Raw genomic sequence first — 19,691 nt, 5'->3', positions numbered from 1 at the left:
GATGGCGCCGCCGCGCCTGCCGCTGCTGCTCGACGCCGGCTGGGACGGCCGCCGCCTGACGCTGCGCGTCGCCGCCGATGCGGCGTCGCTGCCGGAGCGGCGCCTGGCGCTGGACCTCGACGGCACGTACTTCTGCGATCTGCCGGTGGACGCGCGCGGCGTCGCGTCGGTCGTATTTGCGTTCGCGCCGGCCGGCCGCTCCCGCCTCGCGGTGCTGCCGCGGCAGCGGCGCGACGGCGCGGCCCTGCTGCCGGCGCCGCTGCCGCTCGATCTGGCCGATGCCGGCGACGGCGCGCTGCTGCCGGCGCCCGGCACCGACGCGATGGCGCCGCAGGTCGCGATCGTCGTGCCGGTCTACGACGCGCCCGACGAGGTCGCGCGCTGCCTGGCCTCGGTGCTGCGCCACACGACCGGCCGGGCACGGCTGATCGTGATCGACGACGCCAGTCCCGATCCGCGGATCGCGCCGCTGCTCGACCGCTACGCCGGCCTGCCCGGCGTCGAGGTGCTGCGCAACGCGGCCAATCGCGGCTTCACCGCGACCGCCAACCGCGGCATCGAGGCTGCCGGCACCGCCGACGTCGTGCTGCTCAACGCCGACACCGAGGTCGGGCCGCACTGGCTGACCGGCCTGCGCCGCGCGGTCGCAAGCAGCCGCGACATCGCCAGCGCGACCGCGGTATCGGACAACGCCGGCGCGTTCTCGGTGCCGGAGCTCGAATGCGAGAACGCGCTGCCGGCGGCCTGGTCGTTCGACGACACCGCGCGCGCACTGTGGCAGCACGCGGGGCTGGCCTATCCGATGCTGCCGACCGGCAACGGCTTCTGCCTGTATCTGCGTCGCGCCGCGCTCGATGCGGTCGGCATGTTCGACGCCGAGGCGTTCGCGCAGGGCTACGGCGAGGAGAACGACTGGTGCCAGCGCGCGGCCGCCGCCGGCTGGCGCCACGCGATCGCCGGCACCGTGCTGGTGCGTCATGCGCGCAGCCGCAGCTTCGGCCATGCGCGCCGGATCGCGCTCGGCGTGGCCGGCATGGCGGTGCTGCGCGCGCGCTGGCCGCGCTACGAGGCCGACGTCGGCGCCAGCCTGTACTCGTACGAACGGCGCGTGCTCGACTGGCGCATACGGCGGCTGTACGCAGCGGCGACCGCTGCGAACGCGCCGCGGCCGCGCCGGCTGCGGCTGGATGGATCGGCCGATGGCGACGCCACGGTCGAGACCTGGTCGCTTGCGTCCGATGCCGGCGGCGCGCAGCTGCGGCGCGTCGGCGAGGACGGTGCGCTCGGCACGATCGCCGCGGCCGGCGGCCCGCTCGAGCGTCCGCTCTGGGACTGGCTGCAGCGGCACGCGATCGAGTCGATCGCAGCCGGCACGGCCGATGCGGCGCTGACGCAGATCGCGCGTGACGCGGCCGCGCGGCTCGGTATCGGCTGGTCGGAACCGGGTCGCATCGCCGACAATCCGCGCTCCTTCGGAGATCCCCCGCATGACTGACCCGGCCGCGCCGCTGCCGTACGCCCGCGCGCTGATCACCGGGATCGGCGGCCAGGACGGCGCCCTGCTGGCGCGGCATCTGCTCGCCGCCGGCATCGAGGTCGACGGCACCTATCGGCCCGGCGGCGCGACGCCGGCCTGGCGGCTGGCCGAGCTGCGCATCGGCGCCGAGCCCGGACTGCATCTGCATGCGCTGGACCTCGCCGACGCGGCCGCGGTCCGCGCCCTGGTCGCCGCGACGCGGCCGCAGGCGGTCTTCCATCTGGCCGGCCAGTCGCGCGTGGCCGAGTCGTTCGCCGATCCGCTGGCGAGCATCGCCGCCAACGGCGGCTCGACCCTGCATCTGCTCGAAGCGCTGCGCGCCGAGGCTGCCGACGCGCACCTGGTGCTGGCCGCCAGCGCCGAAATCTTCGGCCGGCCGGCCGCTCCGCTGCTCGACGAGACGACGCCACCGGCGCCGGCGACGCCGTACGGCGTGTCCAAGCTGCTGGCGCATGCCGCGGTCGGCGCCTGGCGCGCCAGCTACGGCCTGCGCGCGAGCAGCGCAATCTTGTTCAACCACGAGTCGGAATGGCGCGACGAGGCCTTCGTGACGCGCAAGATCACGCGCGCGGTCGCACGCATCGCGCTCGGCCGGCAGGATCGCGTCCTGCTCGGCAATCTCGATGCCGCGCGCGACTTCGGCTACGCGCCCGAGTACGTCGCCGCGCTGGCGCGCCTGGCCGCGCTGCCGGCCGGCGAGGACGTCGTGCTCGCCACCGGCCGCGCCGCGACGATCCGCGAGTTCGCGAGTGCCGCGTTCGCGGCCGCCGGCCTCGCGCTCAGCTGGCACGGCCACGGCGCGGACGAGACCGCGGTCGACGCCGAGGGCCGGGTCCGCGTCGGCATCGATCCGGCGCTGCTGCGGCCGGTCGACGCGCCGGTCCTGGTCGGCGACGCGGCCAAGGCGCGCCGCCTGCTCGGCTTCGCGCCGCAGGTGGACCTGGCAGAACTGACACGGCGCATGGTCGCCGCCGACCTCGAACGCGAGCAGCGCGCATGAAGGTGATCTTCAACGTCGACGCGATCACCGCGCCGCTGACCGGTATCGGCCGCTACGCGCTCGAGCTCGCGCGCGGACTCGCGCGTCATCGCGAGATCGAGACGCTCAAGCTGTTCTCGGCCTATCACTGGGTCGACGATCCCGAACACGCATTGCGCGCGAACCGCACGATCGCGACGCTGCGCAAGCGCCTGCCGTTCAAGACCGCCGCGCTCGAGGTCTACACGCAGATGCGCGGCGCGCTGTTCCGCGCGCATACGCGACGCATGCGCGGCTTCCTGCTGCATACGCCGAACTACGTGTTGATGCCGTTCGACGGGCCGACGCTGACGACCGTGCACGACCTTTCGTGGATGAACTATCCGGAGACCCATCCGGTCGAGCGCGTGCGCTTCATGGACCGCCACCTGCCGCCGTCGCTCGAACGCGCGCGCTTCATCCTGACCGACTCGCAGTTCATCGCCGACGAAGCCGTGCAGCGTCTGGACGTGCCGCGCGAGAAGCTGCGCGTGGTGCCGCTCGGCGTCGATCCGGTCTATCGGCCGCGCCGGCCCGAGGAACTGGCCGAGGCGCTGGCGCGGCACCAGCTCGAGGCCGGCCGCTACCTGCTGGTGGTCGCGACGCTGGAGCCGCGCAAGAACCTGGTGCGCCTGGTGCGCGCGTACGCGCAGCTGCCGGCGCCGCTGCGCGCGGCGCATCCGCTGGTCATCGTCGGCGCACGCGGCTGGCTCAACCGCGAGCTCGAACGCGCGCTCGGCCCGCTCGAGTCGGCCGGCGCGGCGCGCCGGCTCGGCTACGTCGACGAGGCCGATCTGCCGCTGATCTACGCCGGCGCCGGCGCGTTCGCGTTCCCGTCGCTGTACGAGGGCTTCGGCCTGCCGGTGCTCGAGGCACTCGCCAGCGGCGTGCCGGTGCTGACCTCGAACGTCTCGTCGATGCCCGAGGTCGCCGGCGACGCTGCGCTGACGGTCGACCCGCTCGACGAGACCGCGATCCGCGACGGCCTGGTCCGCCTGCTCGAGGACACACCCTGGCGTGCCGGCGCGATCGAGGCCGGCCTGGTCCGCGCGCAGGCGTTTCCGTGGTCGCGCTGCGTCGAGGACACCGTCGCGGTCTATCGCGAGGCGCTCGCGCACTAGCGTCGCGATCGCTGCGGCGGGCCCGCCGCGACCAGTGCGGCACGGGTCGCGGCCGATCGTGCCGTGAGCAGATGGTGCGGTGACGTGGCCTTGCGCCGCTCGCGATGCCTGCGCGCCGCGTCCGATCAGATCGGGCGATCTCACCCCCATCCGCCACCCAGCCCGGGCGCGGCCGCGCGCCGCGGTCCGCCTGTTGACACTCAAATGAGAATCGTTATCATTCACACCACTCATCGCAACGGGAACGGTTCCATGCTCACGACGTCCAGCCTCTCTACGGGATCGGCGCACGATGCCGCCCCGGTCCGCATCGCCACCGCCGACGCGCCGCGTCCGGCCCGCAGCGAAACGCGCACGCCGCGCATCGACAGCCACCGCCTGCTCTCCGGCGGCCGCGAGCTGGTCATCGACCATGCCGGCCAGGAATACCGTCTGCGCCTGACGCGCAACGACAAGCTGATCCTCACCAAGTAATCGCGATCGGCCCGCAACGGCCGCCGTACCGGATCCTCGGATGCGCCTGGCGCATCCGCCTGCGCTCCAACGTCGCCCAGCCAGCCGGAAACCGTCCCGCCATCCACGGTTGCCATGCCAGCCAGCGTGCGTTCGTGCGATGCCGGTCGCCGCGGCACGCCGTGCCGGACGGCAACGGGCCGTTCGCGGCGACGCCGTAACCGGGCGCCGGATGCAGGCAGGAGACGTGCATGAGTGACGGCTATCCGTTACACGAACCGGCCCTGTCCTGGGAGCCGGCCACGACCGGGTTCGAGCCGATCCCGGCCGCCAACGACGCGCCGCCGCGCGTCCGTGACGACGACCTGCTGCGGCTGGCCGACTGGCTGCCGCGCCTGGGTCCGGTGCTGTGGATCCACCGCGATCCGCGCCATCCGCCGCAGGACCGGGCCTGCGTGACCGCGCGCGGCGTCGTGCTGATCGACCACCCGGCCCTGCTCGCGCTCGGCCGCGCCAGCGATCTGGTCGCCGGCTCCACGGTGACGCCGCACGGTCCGCGCGAATGGCTGGCGCTGCGCGATGCGCAGGGTCGCATGCTGGCCAAGCTGTTCCTGCTGCCCGATACCGACTACCTGGCCTGGGACCGCATGCTGGCCGACTTCGGCGAGCGCCTGCAGCGCGAGGAACCGGCGCCGGCCTGCGGCCGCTGGCAGGCGCCGATCGGCTACCTGCGCGGCATGCTGACCCGCCTCGGCGCACCGTGGCGCGCACAGCTGCTGACGTTCTCGGTGCGGCGCCTGCCATGGGTGCAGGCGCTCGGCGCGCAGCGCCCGGCCACGCTGTCGGCGCTCGGCCGCAGCCTGGCCGAGGCGATCGCCGCCGACGAGCGCGCCGACGGTCCCGGCGCCGCGTCCGCCTGAGATGCACGCTCCGCCCGCCGCGCGGCTCGCCCGCCCGCGCACGTTACCCTGCACGCGGCGCGCCGGTCCGGCGCCGCGCGCCTCCACCCTTCCATCCAGAGGATTCCTCTCATGCGCCTGCCCGCCATCGCCGCATCGGTCGTACTGCTGACCGCCTGCGCCGGCACTCCGCCGAAGAAGCCCGCATCCGCCGCCGCCACGCTGCCCGCCGCGCCGGCCCGGTACACGCCGCCCTGCGCCGGTCTGCCGCCGGCCGAACGCAGCGGCTACGAATGCGACCGCCGCAGCATCCTGGCGATGGCCGGCGAGTTCCGCGTGCGCTTCGTGTTCGACGAGACCGCCGCGCTGGCGCCGGGCTACCAGCCCAAGGCGCCGCAGCGCTCGGGCGGCACCGAACTGGTCGAGGTGGTCCGCGACGACGGCGACACGATCGTGCTGCAGCACATCCTGGTCATGAAGATGGGCGAGGACGTGCACGTCATCAAGCACTGGCGCCAGGACTGGCACTACCAGCCGGCGAGCCTGCTGCGCTATCGCGGCAACGGCCGCTTCGAGACCGAGGCGGTCGATCCGGCCGTCGCCAGCGGCGCCTGGTCGCAGGTCGTCTACGAGGTCGACGACGCGCCGCGCTACGCCGGCATCGGCCGCTGGCGCCACGAGGCCGGCGTCGACGCCTGGGAGTCGGACCTGACGCGCCGGCCGCTGCCGCGCCGCGAGTTCACCAAGCGCAGCGACTACCAGGCGCTCGACGTCGTCAACCGCCATACGCTGACGCCGGCCGGCTGGGTGCACGAGCAGGACAATACCAAGGTGGTGCTGCACGCTGACGGCAGCGAGCAGGCGCTGGCGCGCGAGCACGGCATCAACAGCTATACGCGCATCGGCGACCACGACTTCGGCCCCGGCCGCGAATACTGGCGCAAGACCCAGGCCTACTGGGCCGACGTGCGCGCCGAATGGGCACGCGCCTTCGCGCTGCATCCGAGCTTCGTGCTGAGCCCGGAGCCGAACGGCGAGGCGCGCATCGGCGAGTTCTTCGCGCAGGCCGAGCGCGCCGGCAACGGCGAGACGATCAGCCGCGCCGAGATCGACGCGGTACTGACGCGCTACGGCCTGGCACTGCCGGAGAGCGCGACCACGCCATGACCGGAAGCGAGCGCGCGCCGGCCGTTGCCGGCACGCCGCGAGGGCCGGCATCTGCATGCCGCCCGAGATCCCACGCGCTGCGGCGCCGGTCCTGCACGGGCGGTCCCGCGCGCGTTCGCCCGTAGCCGCAACGCACGGCGCATCCGCAGGCCGGCCGGTCGCGCACCGCCGCGCGCCGTATACTCGCGGCCGGACGGCCCGCCGCCGCGCATCCGCCCGGCGGCGCCCGTCCGCCAACAGGGGAAATGCCGATGTCAGGTCCGATCCGCAGCGCGGCGTCGCTCGCGCTCGCTCTCGCTTTGTCCGCCGGGGCGGCACTCGCCGCCAAGAGCGATTCGAAGGTCATCTTCGTCAACCAGTCCAGCTGGTCGATCAACGAGCTGTACTTCGCGCCCTCGCGCGAGGCGGACTGGGGCGAAGATCACCTCGGCAAGCACACGCTCGACCAGGGCGATCAGCTGACGCTGACCGGCGTGGCCTGCGGCACCTGGGACGTGCGCGTCGTCGACGAGGACGGCGACGAGTGCATCATCGAACAGGTGGCGCTGTGCGGCGACACCGACAAGTGGGTCATCGAGGATGACGACCTGCTAGCCTGCCAAGCCGCCAGCGAGTAAGCGCGCCGCGCCGGCCGCCGTACACGGCGGCCGGCATCGTTCCGATCCGAACCGAGCTCCGCCATGCCGTCCTTCACGCGTGCCATCCGTCCCCATGTCGACGCCGAACTGCGCGCCGCCGATGCCGCGCTCGTGCGCGGTCAGGTCGATCGCGCCTTCGTGCATCTGCAACGCGCGCATGTCCTGGGCCAGGCCTCGACGATCGAACACGTGCGCGTCCACCTGCGCATGCTGCGCTGGGGCATCGCGCAGCGGAACGCGCGCGAGATCGCCGGCCAGCTGCTGCGCATCGTCGGCGCGGCGAGCAAGACTGCGATCGGTTGGGTGCCGCACGGCAACACCGGCGGCGCCGACGTCAGCCCGTTCCGGCGCATGCCGGTGCCGCCCGATCTCGACGCGCTGATCCGTCGCGCGCGCGGCGGCTGAGCACACGCGCCGCGCGCGATCGGCGCGCGGGCACCGGCGAGCCGCCGACACCGGTACGCCCGGCCATCCGCGCGCATCGATCGGCCGCGCAGCCGCACCAACGCCGCGTGCTGCCCGGATGCCGAGGCGGTCGCGCGCTGCGACCGATCACCGGCAACCGGGACCGCAGCGGTCGAACAGGCAGCCGGTGCCGACGCCCGAGTCGTTCGGTCCCTGCTTCGCGCAGATGGCCGTGAAGAGTTGCCGGTCTCGTCGCCGTAGGCGGCGCCGCCGGCCGCGGGTTTGCACCGCGTTGCTGACGCCGCCGCGCGCCGGTGTCCTGCGCCGGCCCCGTCTTGCGCTTGTCGAGTCGACCCCGCGTTCGGGGCAGCCATTCGTTCGAAGGAGGACACTCGCCATGCATCCGCGACTGACCGGCCTTGCGCTGTGCGCGCTGGCCTCGCCGCTCCATGCCGCCGTCTATGCCGTCGGCGGCGGCAGCGGCTGTACGCACCCCTCGGTGCAGGCCGCCGTGACGGCGGCGGCCACCGACCCGGCAGGGCCGCATCTGATCCGCCTGCCGGAGACGACCTTCACGGATTTCACCGGCGTCGTCATCGGCAACCCCGCCGCCGACATCACGCTCGAAGGGGGCTATGCCAACTGCACGGCGCAGGCGCCGCAGACCGGCGCTGCGACGACGCTGGACGCCGGCGGCTCGGCCCGCCATCTGCGCATCGCCCATGACGGCCCTGTCCAGCGCCGCGTCACGCTGCGCCAGGTCGTGCTCGATCGCGGCAGCGCCGACATCGGCGGCGCGATTCGCGTCGACGGTCGCGTGCTGCTGGTGCTGGAAGCGGACGCCGGCGTGCGCCGCAGCGTCGCCGATCGCGGCGGCGGCATCGCCGCGGGGGTCGGCAGCGGCCCGACCCAGGTGCTGATCCGCGACGGCGCGTCGCTGCGGCAGAACCGGGCGAACGACCTCGCCTGGGGCGGCGGCGGCCTGTTCGCAGGCGCCCAGGCGCAGGTGACGCTGGGCAGCGGTGCGCGCATCGAGCAGAACGACGCCAGCGGCCACGGCGGCGGCCTCTACCTGGACGGCCCCGGTCCGGGCGGCCTGGTCGTCACGCCCGGGTCGGGCGACCCGATTACGATCGGCAACAATCGCGCGCACTGGGCGCAACCGGTCGCGTTCAGCGCGGCGGGCCGCGGTGGCGGCCTCTATGCCTACCGGCGCGACGTTCTCGTCGATGCGCCGCCGGACGGTGCCAACCGTCACGGTCTGATCATGATCGGCAATCGCGCGCTGTCCGGCGGTGCGATCGCGCTGAGGAACGACGCGAGCACCGGCACCGAACCGGTCGCGAGCATCGCCAATGCGGTGTTCGGCCTCAACGAGGCCGGGCTCGCCGGCGGCGCCATCGACGCCGACGGCCGGCTGCTGATCGGCATCGGCCATGCCGCCCGGGCACCTTGCCCGGCGTTCTGGCTGTTCGGCTACACATACAGCTGCTCGACGTTCTATGGCAACCGCGCCGGTGCCGCCGCCGGTGTCGCGCCGGCCGTGCAGCCGGGAAGCGGGGCGATCTACGCGCGGCCGGGCAGCGCCCCCTCGTCCGTGCTGACGATCGCCCGCACCGAGTTCCTGGGCAATGCGAGCGGCGGCTCGGTCGCAGCCGTCGCCGCCTACAGCGACAGCCTCGGCGCGAGAACCCGCATCGTCCGCTCGACGTTCCGGAACAACGTGGCCGAGGCGGCCGATGCCGGCGGCATGCGCATCCTGCTGCGGCTGACCGGCAGCCAGGTTTCGCAGTTCAACTACAACACCGTGCTCGACAACGACGTCGGCCAGCTGTTTCAGACCGAGCACCTCGACCTGCAGGGCAGCATCCTGTGGAGCACGACGACGCCATCCACGTTCTTCGGAACGGTCGGCTCGATCACGCACAACGACTGCCTGATCGTGCGCAGCGGCGACCAGGTGCCGGGCTTCGGCGATCCGAGCCGCGTGTTCGCGCTCGATCCGCGGGTGGAGACCATCGACTACCGACCAGCACCGGCCTCACCGGCGATCGACGCCTGCGACGCGCTCGGCTACAGCCCCGAGGAGGATCTGCATGGCGCTGCGCCGTTCGTCGATACGCCGGGCGTGCCCGACCGCTTCGGCCCCGCCAGCGGCTGGCACGACCTGGGCGCGGTCGAGCGGGGCGACGTGCTGTTCTACGGTGGCTTCGGCCAACGCATACCGGCCTCGAGCGGCCCGCACGAATCGTGATGCGCCGCCCTGCGCCGGCGCGGCAGCGGCGCGAACGCCGGGCTGGCTTCGCCCCCGGCGAGCCGCGACAATGCGCCTCTTTTTCGATCCCTCAGGTGTCCCATGAGCGACGCTTCCGCTTCCGTCCCGGCCGATGCTTCGGTCAAGCCGATCTCGTTGAGCCGCTTCCTGATCGAGGAGCAGCGCGACAAGGGGCAGATCAATGCCGATCTGCGGCTGCTGATCGAGGTGGTCGCGCGTGCCTGCAAGCGGATCTCGATCGCGGTTGGCAAGGGCGCGCTCGGCGGCGTGCTCGGCTCGGCCGGCACCGAGAACGTACAGGGCGAGACGCAGAAGAAGCTCGACGTGCTGTCCAACGAGATCCTGCTCGAGGCCAACGAATGGGGCGGCCACCTGGCCGCGCTGGCGTCGGAGGAGATGGACGACCCGCACCCGATCCCGAACCGCTACCCGAAGGGCGAATACCTGCTGGTGTTCGATCCGCTGGACGGCTCGTCGAACATCGACGTCAACATCTCGGTCGGCACGATCTTCTCGGTGCTGCGCTGCCCGGAGGGCGTCACCGATCCCGACGAGCGCGCATTCCTGCAGCCGGGCACGCGCCAGGTCGCGGCCGGCTATGCGGTCTACGGATCGAGCACGGTGCTGGTGCTGACGCTCGGCGACGGCGTCTACGCGTTCACGCTGGACCGCGAGCAGGGCGGCTTCGTGCTGACCCAGTCCAGGCTGACGATCCCGGCCGACACCGGCGAGTTCGCGATCAACATGTCCAACCTGCGTCACTGGGAGCCGCCGATGCGGCGCTACATCGACGAACTGCTGGCCGGCAAGACCGGGCCGCGCGGGCGCGACTTCAACATGCGCTGGGTCGCCTCGATGGTCGCCGACGTGCATCGCATCCTGACCCGCGGCGGCATCTTCATCTACCCGCGCGATCTGAAGGACACCTCCAAGCCCGGCAAGCTGCGCCTGATGTACGAGGCCAATCCGATGGCGTTCGTCGTCGAGCAGGCCGGCGGCGCGGCGACGACCGGACGCGAGCGCATCCTCGACGTGGTGCCGACCCAGCTGCATCAGCGCGTGCCGGTGTTCCTCGGCTCGCGCAACGAGGTCGAGCGCGCGACGCGCTATCACCTCGACGCGGACGCGTCCTGAGGCGGCGATCGCGGACGGCGCTGCTGCGTGCCGTCCGCAGCGCCGCCATTCGAGGCCGCCGCGCCGCCCGCCCGGCCGGCGAGCGTCCAGCCCCGTGCGTGCACGTCCGGATGGCGGCGGCGGCGATCTAGCGCGGCTTGACGCGGGCGCGTCCGGCGCCGCTGCGCCGGATCGCTTGCTTCGCGGCCGCCTTCTTTACAGCCGCCTGCCCGGCCCCGGACTTCTTCGCGACCGACCGCGTGGCGCTGCGCTTCTTCGCGCGGCCCGTTCGGGTGGCGGCCTTCTTCGCGGTGCCGGCGCCCGCCAGAACCGCATCGACGGCCGGCACCCAGAAGCGGTCGACCAGATGCTGGAAGCCCGGGCCCTCGGGATGAATCTCGTTGTCCCATCCGGCCGGATCGGTCAGCTCGCCGCGCGTGTCGAGCACGACGAACGCATGCGTGCTCCTGGCGACGAAGGTCAGCATGCGGCAGAACGACTCGAGCAGCCAGCGCGACAGCGCACGCTGTTCGCCGGCATCGGTGAGCCCGAAATCGCGCATCGGCTTCCACAGCCACGGGCCGCTCGTGAAGCCGATGAACGTGTACGGCACGTCCATCGGCGTGACGTCGCCGTAGGTATGCGTCAGGATCGCCGCCTGCGGCGCATGGGTGTCGCGCAGCAGGACGACGCCCTCGTAGAACGCCTGCACCGTCGCGAACGACCGCTTGAGCGCCTCCAGGCGGATGTGCCGCTGCACGACCGGCGGGATCGCCGGATGCCAGGGCCAGCTCTGTCCGTCGGGCGCATCCTCCGCGCGCTTGAGGTGCAGCGCGAAGTCCTGGCCGATGATGTCGTTGCCGCCCATCGAGACCAGGAACAGATCCAGCGGCGTGCCCTGCTCGGCCAGATGGCGCGCGACGCCGCTCCAGCGCGGCAGCAGCGCGAGCGCTTCCTTGGCGTCGCGGCCCGGATAGCTGTCGTCCAGGGTCAGCAGGCGCCGGCCGAAATGCCGCGACAGCTTGGTCTCCAGATCGCCGTAGCGGCGCAGCGGATACTGGAACCACGAATCGCCGAACGCCATCGCGCGCGCGGCGCCGGGGTGCTTGGCAACCTGATCGAGATACGCCTGGAGCCGGTTGTACGGTGTGCTCATCGCGACGTCCTCCCTGATGCGAACGCGGCGCCGGCATCGTGATGCGGCGCGGCGGCCGGAATCCGGACGCCGCTGCCGCCGTGGCCGGCGGGCGCCGCGACCGCGGCGCGTCGCGATCATGCGGCGCGATCGACGGCCCCTGCAAGCCCGACCGCGCGGTGCGCGGATGCGGCCGGCCCGGCAGCCGCCTCGACGCGGCGCCGCGGCAAGCGCCGTGCCGGCGGATGCACGCTGCGGCGGTAACGGTGCGGCTGCTACGATGCGGCTTTTCGGCGATGCGGCCATGACGGACGATTTCATCGAGGTCTACGAGAACGCGATCGACGCGGCCACCTGCCAGGCGCTGATCCGGCGCTTCGATGCCAGCGGCAAGGCCGTGCGCGGCGCGACCGGCGGCGGCGTCGACACCCAGCTCAAGGACAGCTGGGACATCTGCCTGGACGACGACGCCGAGTGGCAGGACGCCGTGAACGTGCTCAATACCGCGATGCTGCGCTGCCTGATGCAGTACCTGCGCAAGTATCCGTACACGGCGCTGGCGCCGCTGTCGCTGCGCATGCCCGACGGCAAGGGCGGCCTGCGCATGCTGAGCGCGGAGGATCTGCGCGCGCTGCCCGACACGCTGCTGCAGCAGCTGGCGGTCAAGGTGTTCCGGCCCGGCACGATCAACGTCCAGAAGTACCTCGCCGGCCAGGGCGGCTATCCGTACTGGCACTGCGAGCTGTACCCGAAGGTCGGCGATCCGGGCGGCGAGACGCTGCACCGCACGGTGCTGTGGACGGTCTATCTCAACGACGGCTTCGACGAAGGCGAGACCGAGTTCTTCCATCAGGCGCGCAAGATCACGCCGCGCACCGGCGCGATGCTGATCGCACCGGCCGCCTATACGCACACCCATCGTGGCAACCGGCCGCGCGGCGGCGACAAGTACATCGCCACCTCGTGGGTGCTGTTCCAGCGCGCGGAGGTGCTGTTCGGCGCGCCGGCGGCGGGCTGAGCGCCGCCCCGCTCCTGGAACGGCGCGGACCGCACTCCCCCCGCTCCGATCGCCGGATCGCTTGGCTGGGCTCGATGCCGGCGCGCGCCTCGCGGGCCGCGCCGGCGCGCCTCACCCGGCGTCGGCCGGGGCCGGCTCGGCGCCCTCGGCGATGTCCAGTTCCTCGCGCACCGTGCGCAGCAGGATCGGCACCGATACCGGCTTCTCGACGAAGCGGATGCGCTCGACCGGCGGCAGGCCGTCGCGGTCGATCCGGCGCTCGGGACGCTCGAGCAGGACCAGAGGGCCGGCGAAGCCGCGCTCGAGCAGGGCCGCCATCGTGCGTATCCCGGTCATCTGATTGAGATCGGCGTCCATGACCAGCAGCTGCGGCATGCCGATCGCGGCGATCTTCTGCAGTGCCTCGGTACCGCTCTGCGCGGTGGTGACCGCGTAGCCGTTGAGGTCGAGGCAGTCGAACAGCATCGTCAGCTTGCCGGCCTTCTCGGCGACCACCATCACGCGTTCGCCGCGGCCGCGCGACAGGACGGTCGCTTCGGGTACGGTCTCGATCGCCGACAGCGGCAGATACAGCGTGAACGTGGTGCCCTGGCCGAGCGCGCTCTCCACGCGCAGGTAGCCGCGATGATTGGTCAGGATGCGCTTGCACGACAGCAGGCCGAGGCCGGTGCCGTCGCTCTTGGTCGTGAAGAACGGCCGGAACAGGTTGCTGCGTACCTGCTCGGACATGCCGATGCCGGTATCGCGGACCGCGAGCTTCAGATACGTGCCCGGCGCCGGCGACTCGTCCTCGCCGAAGAACGTCTCGTCCAGCTGCGAGGACACCGCCGACAGCGTCAGCGTGCCGCCGTCCGGCATCGCCTGCAGCGCGTTCAGGCACAGGTTCAGCAGGCACTGCTGCAGCTCGGTCTGGTTGCCCTCCAGGACCAGGTCCTCGTCGGGCCGTTCGAAATTCAGCGTCACCGTGCGCGGCACGCTGCCGCGCAGCAGCATCGCCAGCGCGTCGAACAGGGCCGCCAGGCGCACGCGTTCGATCTCCACACGCGCGCCGCGCGCGAACGACAGCATCGAGGCGACCATTTCCAGACCGCGCCGCGCGCAGTCGCCGACCAGTTCGCCGTGCTTGCGCAGCTCCGGATCGTCGCTGGAGGCGATCATCGAGGACGTCATCAGCAGCGGCTGCAGGATGTTGCGCAGATCGTGGCTGAGACCGCCGGCGAGCAGGGCCAGGCTCTCGAAGCGCTGCGCACGCAGCAGCTCCGATTCGGCGCGATCGCGCGCCTGGGCGTCGGCCGCCTCGCGCAAGGCCCGGCGCACCGCGGCGGCCATGCGTGCCAGGCGTCCCTTGAGGATGTAGTCGGTCGCGCCGCGCCGCAAAGCCTCGACCGCCGCGTCCTCGCCGATCGTGCCGGACACGAAGATGAACGGCGTGCGCGGGGCCTGCTCGCGCAGGATGTCCAGCGCGCGATACCCGCTGAAGCCGGGCATGCTCAGATCGGACAGCACGACATCCGGCTCGAACGCGGTCAGCGCATCGCGGAATCCCGCTTCGTCGTCGACCACGCGCGACGCGAACACCATTCCGTCGCCGCGCAGCTGGTCCAGGACCAGTTCGGCGTCGAGCGGATCGTCCTCGACCAGGAGGACACGCAGCTTGAGACCCGGATCGGCAGCCATGGATGCCCTCAGACGGATTCGGGGAATTCGTTGAGCACGGCCCAGAACTGACCGAGCGTCCGCACGGCCGCGAAGAACTGCGGCACGTCGACCGGCTTGACGACGTAGGCGTTGACGCCGAGATTCCAGCTGTGGGCCAGATCGCTCTCCTCGCGCGAGGACGACAGGATCACGACCGGCACGCGCCGGAAGCGCTCGTCCTCGCGCATGCGCTTCAATACTTCCAGACCGTCCAGCCGCGGCATCTTGATGTCGAGCAGGACCACCGCCGGATTGCCGCCCGGCCGGCCCTCGTAGGCGCCGCGCGCGAACAGGTAGTCCAGTGCCTCCACGCCGTCCTCGACGTGGACCACCGGATTGGCGAGCTTGGCCTCGCGCAATGCATCGAGCGCCATCTCGGCGTCTGCTGCGCTGTCCTCGGCCAGCAGGATGGTGCGGATTTCGCGATTCATACGATGACACTCCCGGGTGGCAAGACCGCGCCGGTCGGCGCCGGCAGCGAAAAGTAGAAGATGGCGCCCTGATCGGGCACGGCCTCGGCCCAGGTGCGGCCGCCGTGGCGCCCGACGATGCGGCGCACGTTGGCCAGCCCGATACCGGTGCCGGGGAAATCCGAGGCCTTGTGCAGGCGCTGGAACACGCCGAACAGCTTACCGGCGTATTCCATGTCGAAACCGGTGCCGTTGTCCTTGACGAAGAACACCGGGCCCTCGGTGGACGTCATCACGCCGACCTCGATCAGCGCATGGGCACGGCGCGCGGTGTACTTGACGGCGTTGCCGAGCAGATTCTGCCAGACCTGGCGCAGCATGCTCTCGTCGCCGACGACGACCGGCAGCACGCCGATGCGCCACTCGATGTCGCGGCCGGTGGCCTCGGTGGTCAGCATCGCGCGCATCTCGGCGACCAGGGCCTGCATGTCCACCGGCTGCATGCGCAGCGCGTTGCGGCCCAGGCGCGAGTAGAGCAGCAGATCCTCGATCAGCGAGGACATGCGCTGCGCCGACTCGACGATGATCGACAGATAGTGTCGCGTCGTATCGTCGCCACGCTCGCCGAGGTGGCGCTCGAGCTTGCCGGCGAAGCCGGCGATGTGGCGCAGCGGCGCACGCAGGTCGTGCGAGACCGAGTAGCTGAAGGCTTCCAGTTCGCGATTGACTTCCGATACCTGCTCGACCTGCAGCTCGAGCTCGCGGTTGAGGTCGCGGATCTGCGTCTCGGCGCGCTTGATCGCGCTGACGTCGTTGACGGTCAGCAGGATCGCCGGCTCGTGCTCGGACAGCAGCATGCGCCGCGCGTTGACGAAGACGACGCGCACGATGTCCTCGCCGGTGCGCTGGGTCAGCTCGTAGTCCCACAGCTCGCGGTCGCGGACCGCGACGTCGACCAGCCGCTGGTGCAGCGCCGCGTCGGACCAGGCGCCGCTGCCGATCTCGTCGAGCGCCGCACCAGCCGGGTCTTCGCCTTCGACGCCGTACACCTCGCGGAAGGCCTTGTTCATCATCAGCACGCGCAGCCCGTTGTCGAGCACGAGGATCGGCTCGCGCAGGCTCTGCACGATCGTGCGCGAACGCACGATCGCCTGGCGCGCGCGCGATTCGGCCTCCAGACGCTGGCGCACCTGGCGCTCGGACGCGTAGATCACCGCGCCGAGCAGCACCAGCTGCACCAACAGCATGCCGAGCGCAGCCCAGGTCGCCTGGCGCTGACTGGCCTCGGTCTGCGCGCTGCGCTCGACGTAGAGATCCTCCTCGGCCGACAGCACCTGCATCGCCGAGCCGCGGAACGGGAACAGGTCCGCCGCCTGCTGCAGGGCGACGGCGGCGGCGTCGCGCTCGCCCTGGCCGAGGTGGCGCATCGCATCGTCGATCAGCTTGGCCCGCCCCTGGATCAGCGTCTCGAGGTTGCCGATCCGGTTCTGCTGCTCGGCGTTGTCGCGGGTCGACTCGGTGAGGCGGTCGAGCAGCGGCAGCAGTCGCGCGCGGCGGGACTCGTAGTCGGCGCCGTTGGCGGGCGCAGCCAGATCACCGTAGCGGGCGAGCGCGAGGCTTTCGAGCTCGCCCATCGTCGACATCAGGTCGTAGATCGCCTCCTTGATGCCGGCGCTGTGCAGGACCCAGGCCGAAGCCTCGGCGGTGGCTTCGGCGTTGCGGCGCAGGATCAGATAGGGCAGGGTCAGGCTGGCCGCGACGGCGACTGCGAGCAGCACGGCTCGCAGCGGAAACTCCGCTTGGGTGGTCAGTTTCGACCAGGGCATGCACGCTCCAGTGGAAAAATGTACCGGCCGGAACGCGGCGGGCCGTCGCTGAACGGCCGCCGGGTCGCATGGACGGCGAAGCGCCGAGCATAGCATTCCCGTTTCGCGCGGCGTGGGCGGCCGCAACGGCCATCCGGCGGCGATCGGACCGCCGGTGCGGCGCTGGCGGAAGCGGCGATCGCGCTTGCTAGAATCGCGCGCCCCTCCCGCCCCTGCGAGCCGAGCCCGTTCCATGTCGCCCCCTACCGTGCCGTCCCCGATGCGTCCCCTGCCGCGCCTGATCTTCTTCTCGCGCTGGCTGCAGCTGCCGCTCTATCTCGGCCTGATCGTCGCGCAGGGCGTGTACGTCGTGCTGTTCCTCAAGGAGCTGTGGCATCTGATCCACGGCGCGGCCAGTTTCGGCGAGCAGGAGATCATGCTGATCGTGCTCGGCCTGATCGACGTGGTGATGATCTCCAACCTGCTGGTCATGGTGATCGTCGGCGGCTACGAGACCTTCGTCTCGCGGCTGCGACTGGAAGGCCATCCCGACCAGCCCGAGTGGCTGAGCCACGTCAACGCCTCGGTGCTCAAGGTCAAGCTGGCGATGGCGATCATCGGCATTTCCTCGATCCACCTGCTCAAGACCTTCATCGCCGCCGGCACGCTCGAGGGCCTGCCGTTCTGCACGCCGGAAGTGCTCGCCGCGATGAAGGAAGCCGCGCTGAGCGCGTCCAACAGCCGCGGCTGCAGCACGCTGACGCCGACCGGCGTGCTCTGGCAGACGATCATCCACTGCGTGTTCATCCTGTCGGCGATCGGCATCGCCTACACCGACAAGCTGATGCAGGCCACCAAACCGGGCAACGGCAAGGCGCACTGAGCGCGAGGCGGCGGCCCGCCGCCGTCGTTCTCGCAGGACCGGCCCGCGCGGCGCCGGATCGCGTTGCCGAAGGGCGAAGCGCAGGTCCGCCCGGCGGCGGCATGACCGTCCCCCGGCCGGCGCTCCGCGGCGAGGCTACAGATGCGGCGGCCAGCGCCGCTCCGGCGGCCGCCAGTTGGCCAGCGCCTCGCGCGTGCGCTGGCGGCCGAGCTCGATCAGGTCGGCGGCGCGGTCGAACGCATAGAACGTCGCCGCGCTGCGCGGGATCGAGATCAGCAGGTCCGGCGGCTGCGCGGCCAGCTTGAGGCGGCTGATCGTGCCCTGCACGGTCTCGAGCGAGCGCGCGAACAGCTCGATCATGCCCAGTTCGCGCTCGCGCCGGGCCGGCACCGTCACCTCGCGCTCGAGCAGGCCGAACAGGCTGCCCAGGCGGGCGGCGAGGCCGCGCAGCGGTGCCGGCTGCAACGGCGCGACCGGTTCCAGCGGCATGTCGTCCGGCGCGTCGACGTCGACCGCGATCGTCAGATCGGTCAGGTCGCGCAGCGTCGCGGAGACCGGCAGCGGATTGAGCAGGCCGCCGTCGACCAGCAGCCGGCCCTGGTAGTGGTGCGGCCGGAAGATCGTCGGGATCGCGATCGAGGCGCGGATCGCGTCGAACAGCGAGCCGCGCGAGAACCAGACCTCGCGCTGCGTGTCCAGATCCACCGCGACCGCGGTGTAGGCGATCGGCAGATCCTCGATCGCGACGTCGCCGATCAGCTCGCTGAGCACGCCGATGATGCGGTCGCCCTTGATGAAGCCGCCGCCGCTCAGCGTCCAGTCGAGCAGCCGCCACATGCCGATGCGCTGCAGCGGCAGCACGAAGTCGCGATAGACCGGCAGCTTGCCGGCGGCGTGGATGCCGCCGACCAGCGCGCCCATCGAGCTGCCGGCGATCGAAGCGATCGTGAAGCCCTGCGCGGTCAGTTCCTCGATCGCGCCGATGTGGGCGTAGCCGCGCGCGCCGCCGGAGCCGAGCACCAGCGAGACCGAGCGGCCGGGCGCCGCCGCGCCGGTGGCCTCCAGCGCGTTCATGCGCCGGCCTGGTACGCGCCGAGCGAGAGCTGCAGCAGGATCTTCATCTCCTCGCGCAGCGAGACCGGCGCGACGACCTCGGCATCCGGGCCGTACTTGAGCACGTCCATCAGCAGCTCGCGCGAGTTCGAATACGGCAGCTTGAGCTCGTAGCGGCCGTCCGGCAGCCACTGGCCCTGCTGCTGCGAATGCCAGTGCTCGTCGGCGACCCAGCGCGCCGCATGCGGCGAGAAGCGCAGCGTCGCCCAGGCCTTGGGCGGGCCGGAGAAGATGCCGTAGCTCGAGGCCAGATGCGCGTCCAGTTCCTCGGCCGGCCGGTCGAGCGCGGCCTCGCCGAGCACGACCGGATCGCGGATGCGGTCCAGCGCGAAGCTGCGCAGGCCGTCGCGGCCGTGGTCCCAGGCGTCGAGGTACCAGTTGTCGCGGTAGTGCGCCAGGCGCTGCGGCGAGACGCTGCGATCGGTCAGCGCGTCGGTGGAGCGCGCGCGATAGCGAAAGCCCAGGCGCTGCCGATTCAGCAAGGCGCCGGCCAGCACGCGGAACACGCCCTGGTCGAGCCGGCGCGCGCCGCTGGCGATCACGCGGATGCGCTCGATCGGCAGCGTACGGCCGCTGTGCTGGTCCGACAGCAGCCGCTCGATGCGCGCGCGGAACGGCGCCAGCGCGCCGGCGAGCACGCCCGGATCGGAACGCCCGAGCAGCTCGTTCAGAGCCAGCAGCGCGGCCAGCTCTTCGCTGGTCAGCCACAGGCCCGGCAGCTCGAAACGCTCGCCCTCGTCGGCGGCGTAGCGGATCGCGGCCTGCTCGGCGTCGCTCTCGATCGGCGCGCCGAGCGCATCGCGCAGGAACGCGACGTCGCGATACAGCGTCGCGCGCGAGCAGGCCAGCTCGTCCTTGAGCCGCGCCATCGGCACCGGGTAGCGCGCGGACTTGAGGATGCGGTGCAGGGTCAGGATGCGTTCGTAGCGATCCATGGCGAGGGACGAGGGCCGGTGAGGCCGGCAAGTGTGTCACAAGCCTCCGTCCGCTTTCGCGACCGGCA

18 protein-coding genes are annotated in these 19,691 nt (G+C 71.9%); 12 read left to right on the top strand and 6 right to left on the bottom strand.

Annotation, left to right across the window (positions count from 1 at the left end; all coding sequences use genetic code 11):
• The first annotated feature begins 1 nt into the window (after position 1).
• The 10 genes from VMR06_RS03965 (at position 2) to VMR06_RS03920 (ending at position 10,647) form a co-directional block, all read left to right on the top strand.
• On the top strand, positions 2-1,495 hold the full coding sequence (locus VMR06_RS03965; RefSeq protein ID WP_325373236.1) for a glycosyltransferase family 2 protein: 1,494 nt from the start codon (positions 2-4) through the stop codon (positions 1,493-1,495).
• Positions 1,488-2,537, top strand: coding sequence for a GDP-mannose 4,6-dehydratase (locus tag VMR06_RS03960; protein ID WP_325373234.1), 1,050 nt, complete (start codon positions 1,488-1,490; stop codon positions 2,535-2,537). The genes VMR06_RS03965 and VMR06_RS03960 overlap by 8 nt, the downstream gene beginning before the upstream one ends.
• Entirely contained in the window at positions 2,534-3,676 is a 1,143-nt protein-coding gene (locus VMR06_RS03955) for a glycosyltransferase family 1 protein (RefSeq protein WP_325373231.1), read from the top strand. The genes VMR06_RS03960 and VMR06_RS03955 overlap by 4 nt, the downstream gene beginning before the upstream one ends.
• Before the next feature lie 252 nt (positions 3,677-3,928).
• Positions 3,929-4,150: a hemin uptake protein HemP gene (gene hemP, locus VMR06_RS03950; RefSeq protein WP_325373227.1), complete on the top strand. Its 222-nt coding sequence runs from the start codon at positions 3,929-3,931 to the stop codon at positions 4,148-4,150.
• Positions 4,151-4,380: 230 nt separating this feature from the next.
• The gene (locus VMR06_RS03945) at positions 4,381-5,049 is read left to right on the top strand and encodes a hypothetical protein (RefSeq protein WP_325373223.1); all 669 of its coding nucleotides are present in this window, start codon (positions 4,381-4,383) and stop codon (positions 5,047-5,049) included.
• 111 nt (positions 5,050-5,160) lie between these two features.
• Positions 5,161-6,195 carry a DUF6607 family protein gene (locus VMR06_RS03940; RefSeq protein WP_325373220.1) on the top strand — a complete coding sequence of 345 codons (1,035 nt, stop codon included), beginning with the start codon at positions 5,161-5,163 and terminating at the stop codon, positions 6,193-6,195.
• 251 nt (positions 6,196-6,446) lie between these two features.
• Positions 6,447-6,812, top strand: coding sequence for a hypothetical protein (locus VMR06_RS03935; protein WP_325373218.1), 366 nt, complete (start codon positions 6,447-6,449; stop codon positions 6,810-6,812).
• Positions 6,813-6,875: 63 nt separating this feature from the next.
• Complete coding sequence (locus VMR06_RS03930) at positions 6,876-7,238, top strand: DUF3703 domain-containing protein (protein WP_325373216.1); 363 nt, start codon at positions 6,876-6,878, stop codon at positions 7,236-7,238.
• A 397-nt stretch (positions 7,239-7,635) separates the two neighbouring features.
• On the top strand, positions 7,636-9,492 hold the full coding sequence (locus VMR06_RS03925) for a hypothetical protein (protein ID WP_325373214.1): 1,857 nt from the start codon (positions 7,636-7,638) through the stop codon (positions 9,490-9,492).
• A gap of 102 nt (positions 9,493-9,594) precedes the next feature.
• The gene (locus tag VMR06_RS03920) at positions 9,595-10,647 is read left to right on the top strand and encodes a class 1 fructose-bisphosphatase (RefSeq protein WP_325373211.1); all 1,053 of its coding nucleotides are present in this window, start codon (positions 9,595-9,597) and stop codon (positions 10,645-10,647) included.
• A gap of 127 nt (positions 10,648-10,774) precedes the next feature.
• On the opposite strand, the gene VMR06_RS03915 is transcribed toward VMR06_RS03920, so the two are convergent.
• On the bottom strand, positions 10,775-11,782 hold the full coding sequence (locus VMR06_RS03915) for a hypothetical protein (RefSeq protein WP_325373208.1): 1,008 nt from the start codon (positions 11,780-11,782) through the stop codon (positions 10,775-10,777).
• A gap of 283 nt (positions 11,783-12,065) precedes the next feature.
• Between VMR06_RS03915 and VMR06_RS03910 the strand changes: the two genes are divergently transcribed.
• On the top strand, positions 12,066-12,779 hold the full coding sequence (locus tag VMR06_RS03910) for a 2OG-Fe(II) oxygenase (RefSeq protein ID WP_325373206.1): 714 nt from the start codon (positions 12,066-12,068) through the stop codon (positions 12,777-12,779).
• A gap of 111 nt (positions 12,780-12,890) precedes the next feature.
• Here VMR06_RS03910 and VMR06_RS03905 read toward each other — a convergent pair whose 3' ends face one another.
• Genes VMR06_RS03905 through VMR06_RS03895 form a run of 3 tightly spaced genes read right to left on the bottom strand, consistent with a single transcriptional unit; the run spans position 12,891 to position 16,713 of the window.
• On the bottom strand, positions 12,891-14,456 hold the full coding sequence (locus VMR06_RS03905) for a hybrid sensor histidine kinase/response regulator (protein WP_325373204.1): 1,566 nt from the start codon (positions 14,454-14,456) through the stop codon (positions 12,891-12,893).
• Positions 14,457-14,464: 8 nt separating this feature from the next.
• Entirely contained in the window at positions 14,465-14,908 is a 444-nt protein-coding gene (locus tag VMR06_RS03900; RefSeq protein ID WP_325373202.1) for a response regulator, read from the bottom strand.
• Positions 14,905-16,713 carry a sensor histidine kinase gene (locus VMR06_RS03895; protein WP_325373200.1) on the bottom strand — a complete coding sequence of 603 codons (1,809 nt, stop codon included), beginning with the start codon at positions 16,711-16,713 and terminating at the stop codon, positions 14,905-14,907. The genes VMR06_RS03900 and VMR06_RS03895 overlap by 4 nt, the downstream gene beginning before the upstream one ends.
• 232 nt (positions 16,714-16,945) lie before the next feature.
• Between VMR06_RS03895 and VMR06_RS03890 the strand changes: the two genes are divergently transcribed.
• Positions 16,946-17,575, top strand: coding sequence for a TIGR00645 family protein (locus tag VMR06_RS03890; RefSeq protein ID WP_325373198.1), 630 nt, complete (start codon positions 16,946-16,948; stop codon positions 17,573-17,575).
• 135 nt (positions 17,576-17,710) lie between these two features.
• Here the strand turns inward: VMR06_RS03890 and VMR06_RS03885 are convergent, their stop codons facing one another.
• Positions 17,711-18,649 (bottom strand): patatin-like phospholipase family protein, encoded by a 939-nt coding sequence (locus tag VMR06_RS03885; RefSeq protein ID WP_325373196.1) that lies wholly within the window; start codon positions 18,647-18,649, stop codon positions 17,711-17,713.
• The gene (locus VMR06_RS03880; RefSeq protein WP_325373194.1) at positions 18,646-19,623 is read right to left on the bottom strand and encodes a YafY family protein; all 978 of its coding nucleotides are present in this window, start codon (positions 19,621-19,623) and stop codon (positions 18,646-18,648) included. Before VMR06_RS03880 ends, VMR06_RS03885 begins: the two co-directional genes overlap by 4 nt.
• Positions 19,624-19,691 lie beyond the last annotated feature (68 nt).

Origin of the sequence: Dokdonella sp., assembly GCF_035511235.1 — a bacterium.
Taxonomy (GTDB): Bacteria; Pseudomonadota; Gammaproteobacteria; order Xanthomonadales; family Rhodanobacteraceae; genus Dokdonella.
This window is presented reverse-complemented; position numbering and strand designations above follow the sequence as displayed.

Coding starts and splice junctions, on each gene's coding strand:
- VMR06_RS03965 (WP_325373236.1), top strand. CDS start 2: ATGGCGCCGCCGCGCCTGCCGCTGCTGCTCGACGCCGGCTGGGACGGC.
- VMR06_RS03960 (WP_325373234.1), top strand. CDS start 1,488: ATGACTGACCCGGCCGCGCCGCTGCCGTACGCCCGCGCGCTGATCACC.
- VMR06_RS03955 (WP_325373231.1), top strand. CDS start 2,534: ATGAAGGTGATCTTCAACGTCGACGCGATCACCGCGCCGCTGACCGGT.
- hemP (WP_325373227.1), top strand. CDS start 3,929: ATGCTCACGACGTCCAGCCTCTCTACGGGATCGGCGCACGATGCCGCC.
- VMR06_RS03945 (WP_325373223.1), top strand. CDS start 4,381: ATGAGTGACGGCTATCCGTTACACGAACCGGCCCTGTCCTGGGAGCCG.
- VMR06_RS03940 (WP_325373220.1), top strand. CDS start 5,161: ATGCGCCTGCCCGCCATCGCCGCATCGGTCGTACTGCTGACCGCCTGC.
- VMR06_RS03935 (WP_325373218.1), top strand. CDS start 6,447: ATGTCAGGTCCGATCCGCAGCGCGGCGTCGCTCGCGCTCGCTCTCGCT.
- VMR06_RS03930 (WP_325373216.1), top strand. CDS start 6,876: ATGCCGTCCTTCACGCGTGCCATCCGTCCCCATGTCGACGCCGAACTG.
- VMR06_RS03925 (WP_325373214.1), top strand. CDS start 7,636: ATGCATCCGCGACTGACCGGCCTTGCGCTGTGCGCGCTGGCCTCGCCG.
- VMR06_RS03920 (WP_325373211.1), top strand. CDS start 9,595: ATGAGCGACGCTTCCGCTTCCGTCCCGGCCGATGCTTCGGTCAAGCCG.
- VMR06_RS03915 (WP_325373208.1), bottom strand. CDS start 11,782: ATGAGCACACCGTACAACCGGCTCCAGGCGTATCTCGATCAGGTTGCC.
- VMR06_RS03910 (WP_325373206.1), top strand. CDS start 12,066: ATGACGGACGATTTCATCGAGGTCTACGAGAACGCGATCGACGCGGCC.
- VMR06_RS03905 (WP_325373204.1), bottom strand. CDS start 14,456: ATGGCTGCCGATCCGGGTCTCAAGCTGCGTGTCCTCCTGGTCGAGGAC.
- VMR06_RS03900 (WP_325373202.1), bottom strand. CDS start 14,908: ATGAATCGCGAAATCCGCACCATCCTGCTGGCCGAGGACAGCGCAGCA.
- VMR06_RS03895 (WP_325373200.1), bottom strand. CDS start 16,713: ATGCCCTGGTCGAAACTGACCACCCAAGCGGAGTTTCCGCTGCGAGCC.
- VMR06_RS03890 (WP_325373198.1), top strand. CDS start 16,946: ATGTCGCCCCCTACCGTGCCGTCCCCGATGCGTCCCCTGCCGCGCCTG.
- VMR06_RS03885 (WP_325373196.1), bottom strand. CDS start 18,649: ATGAACGCGCTGGAGGCCACCGGCGCGGCGGCGCCCGGCCGCTCGGTC.
- VMR06_RS03880 (WP_325373194.1), bottom strand. CDS start 19,623: ATGGATCGCTACGAACGCATCCTGACCCTGCACCGCATCCTCAAGTCC.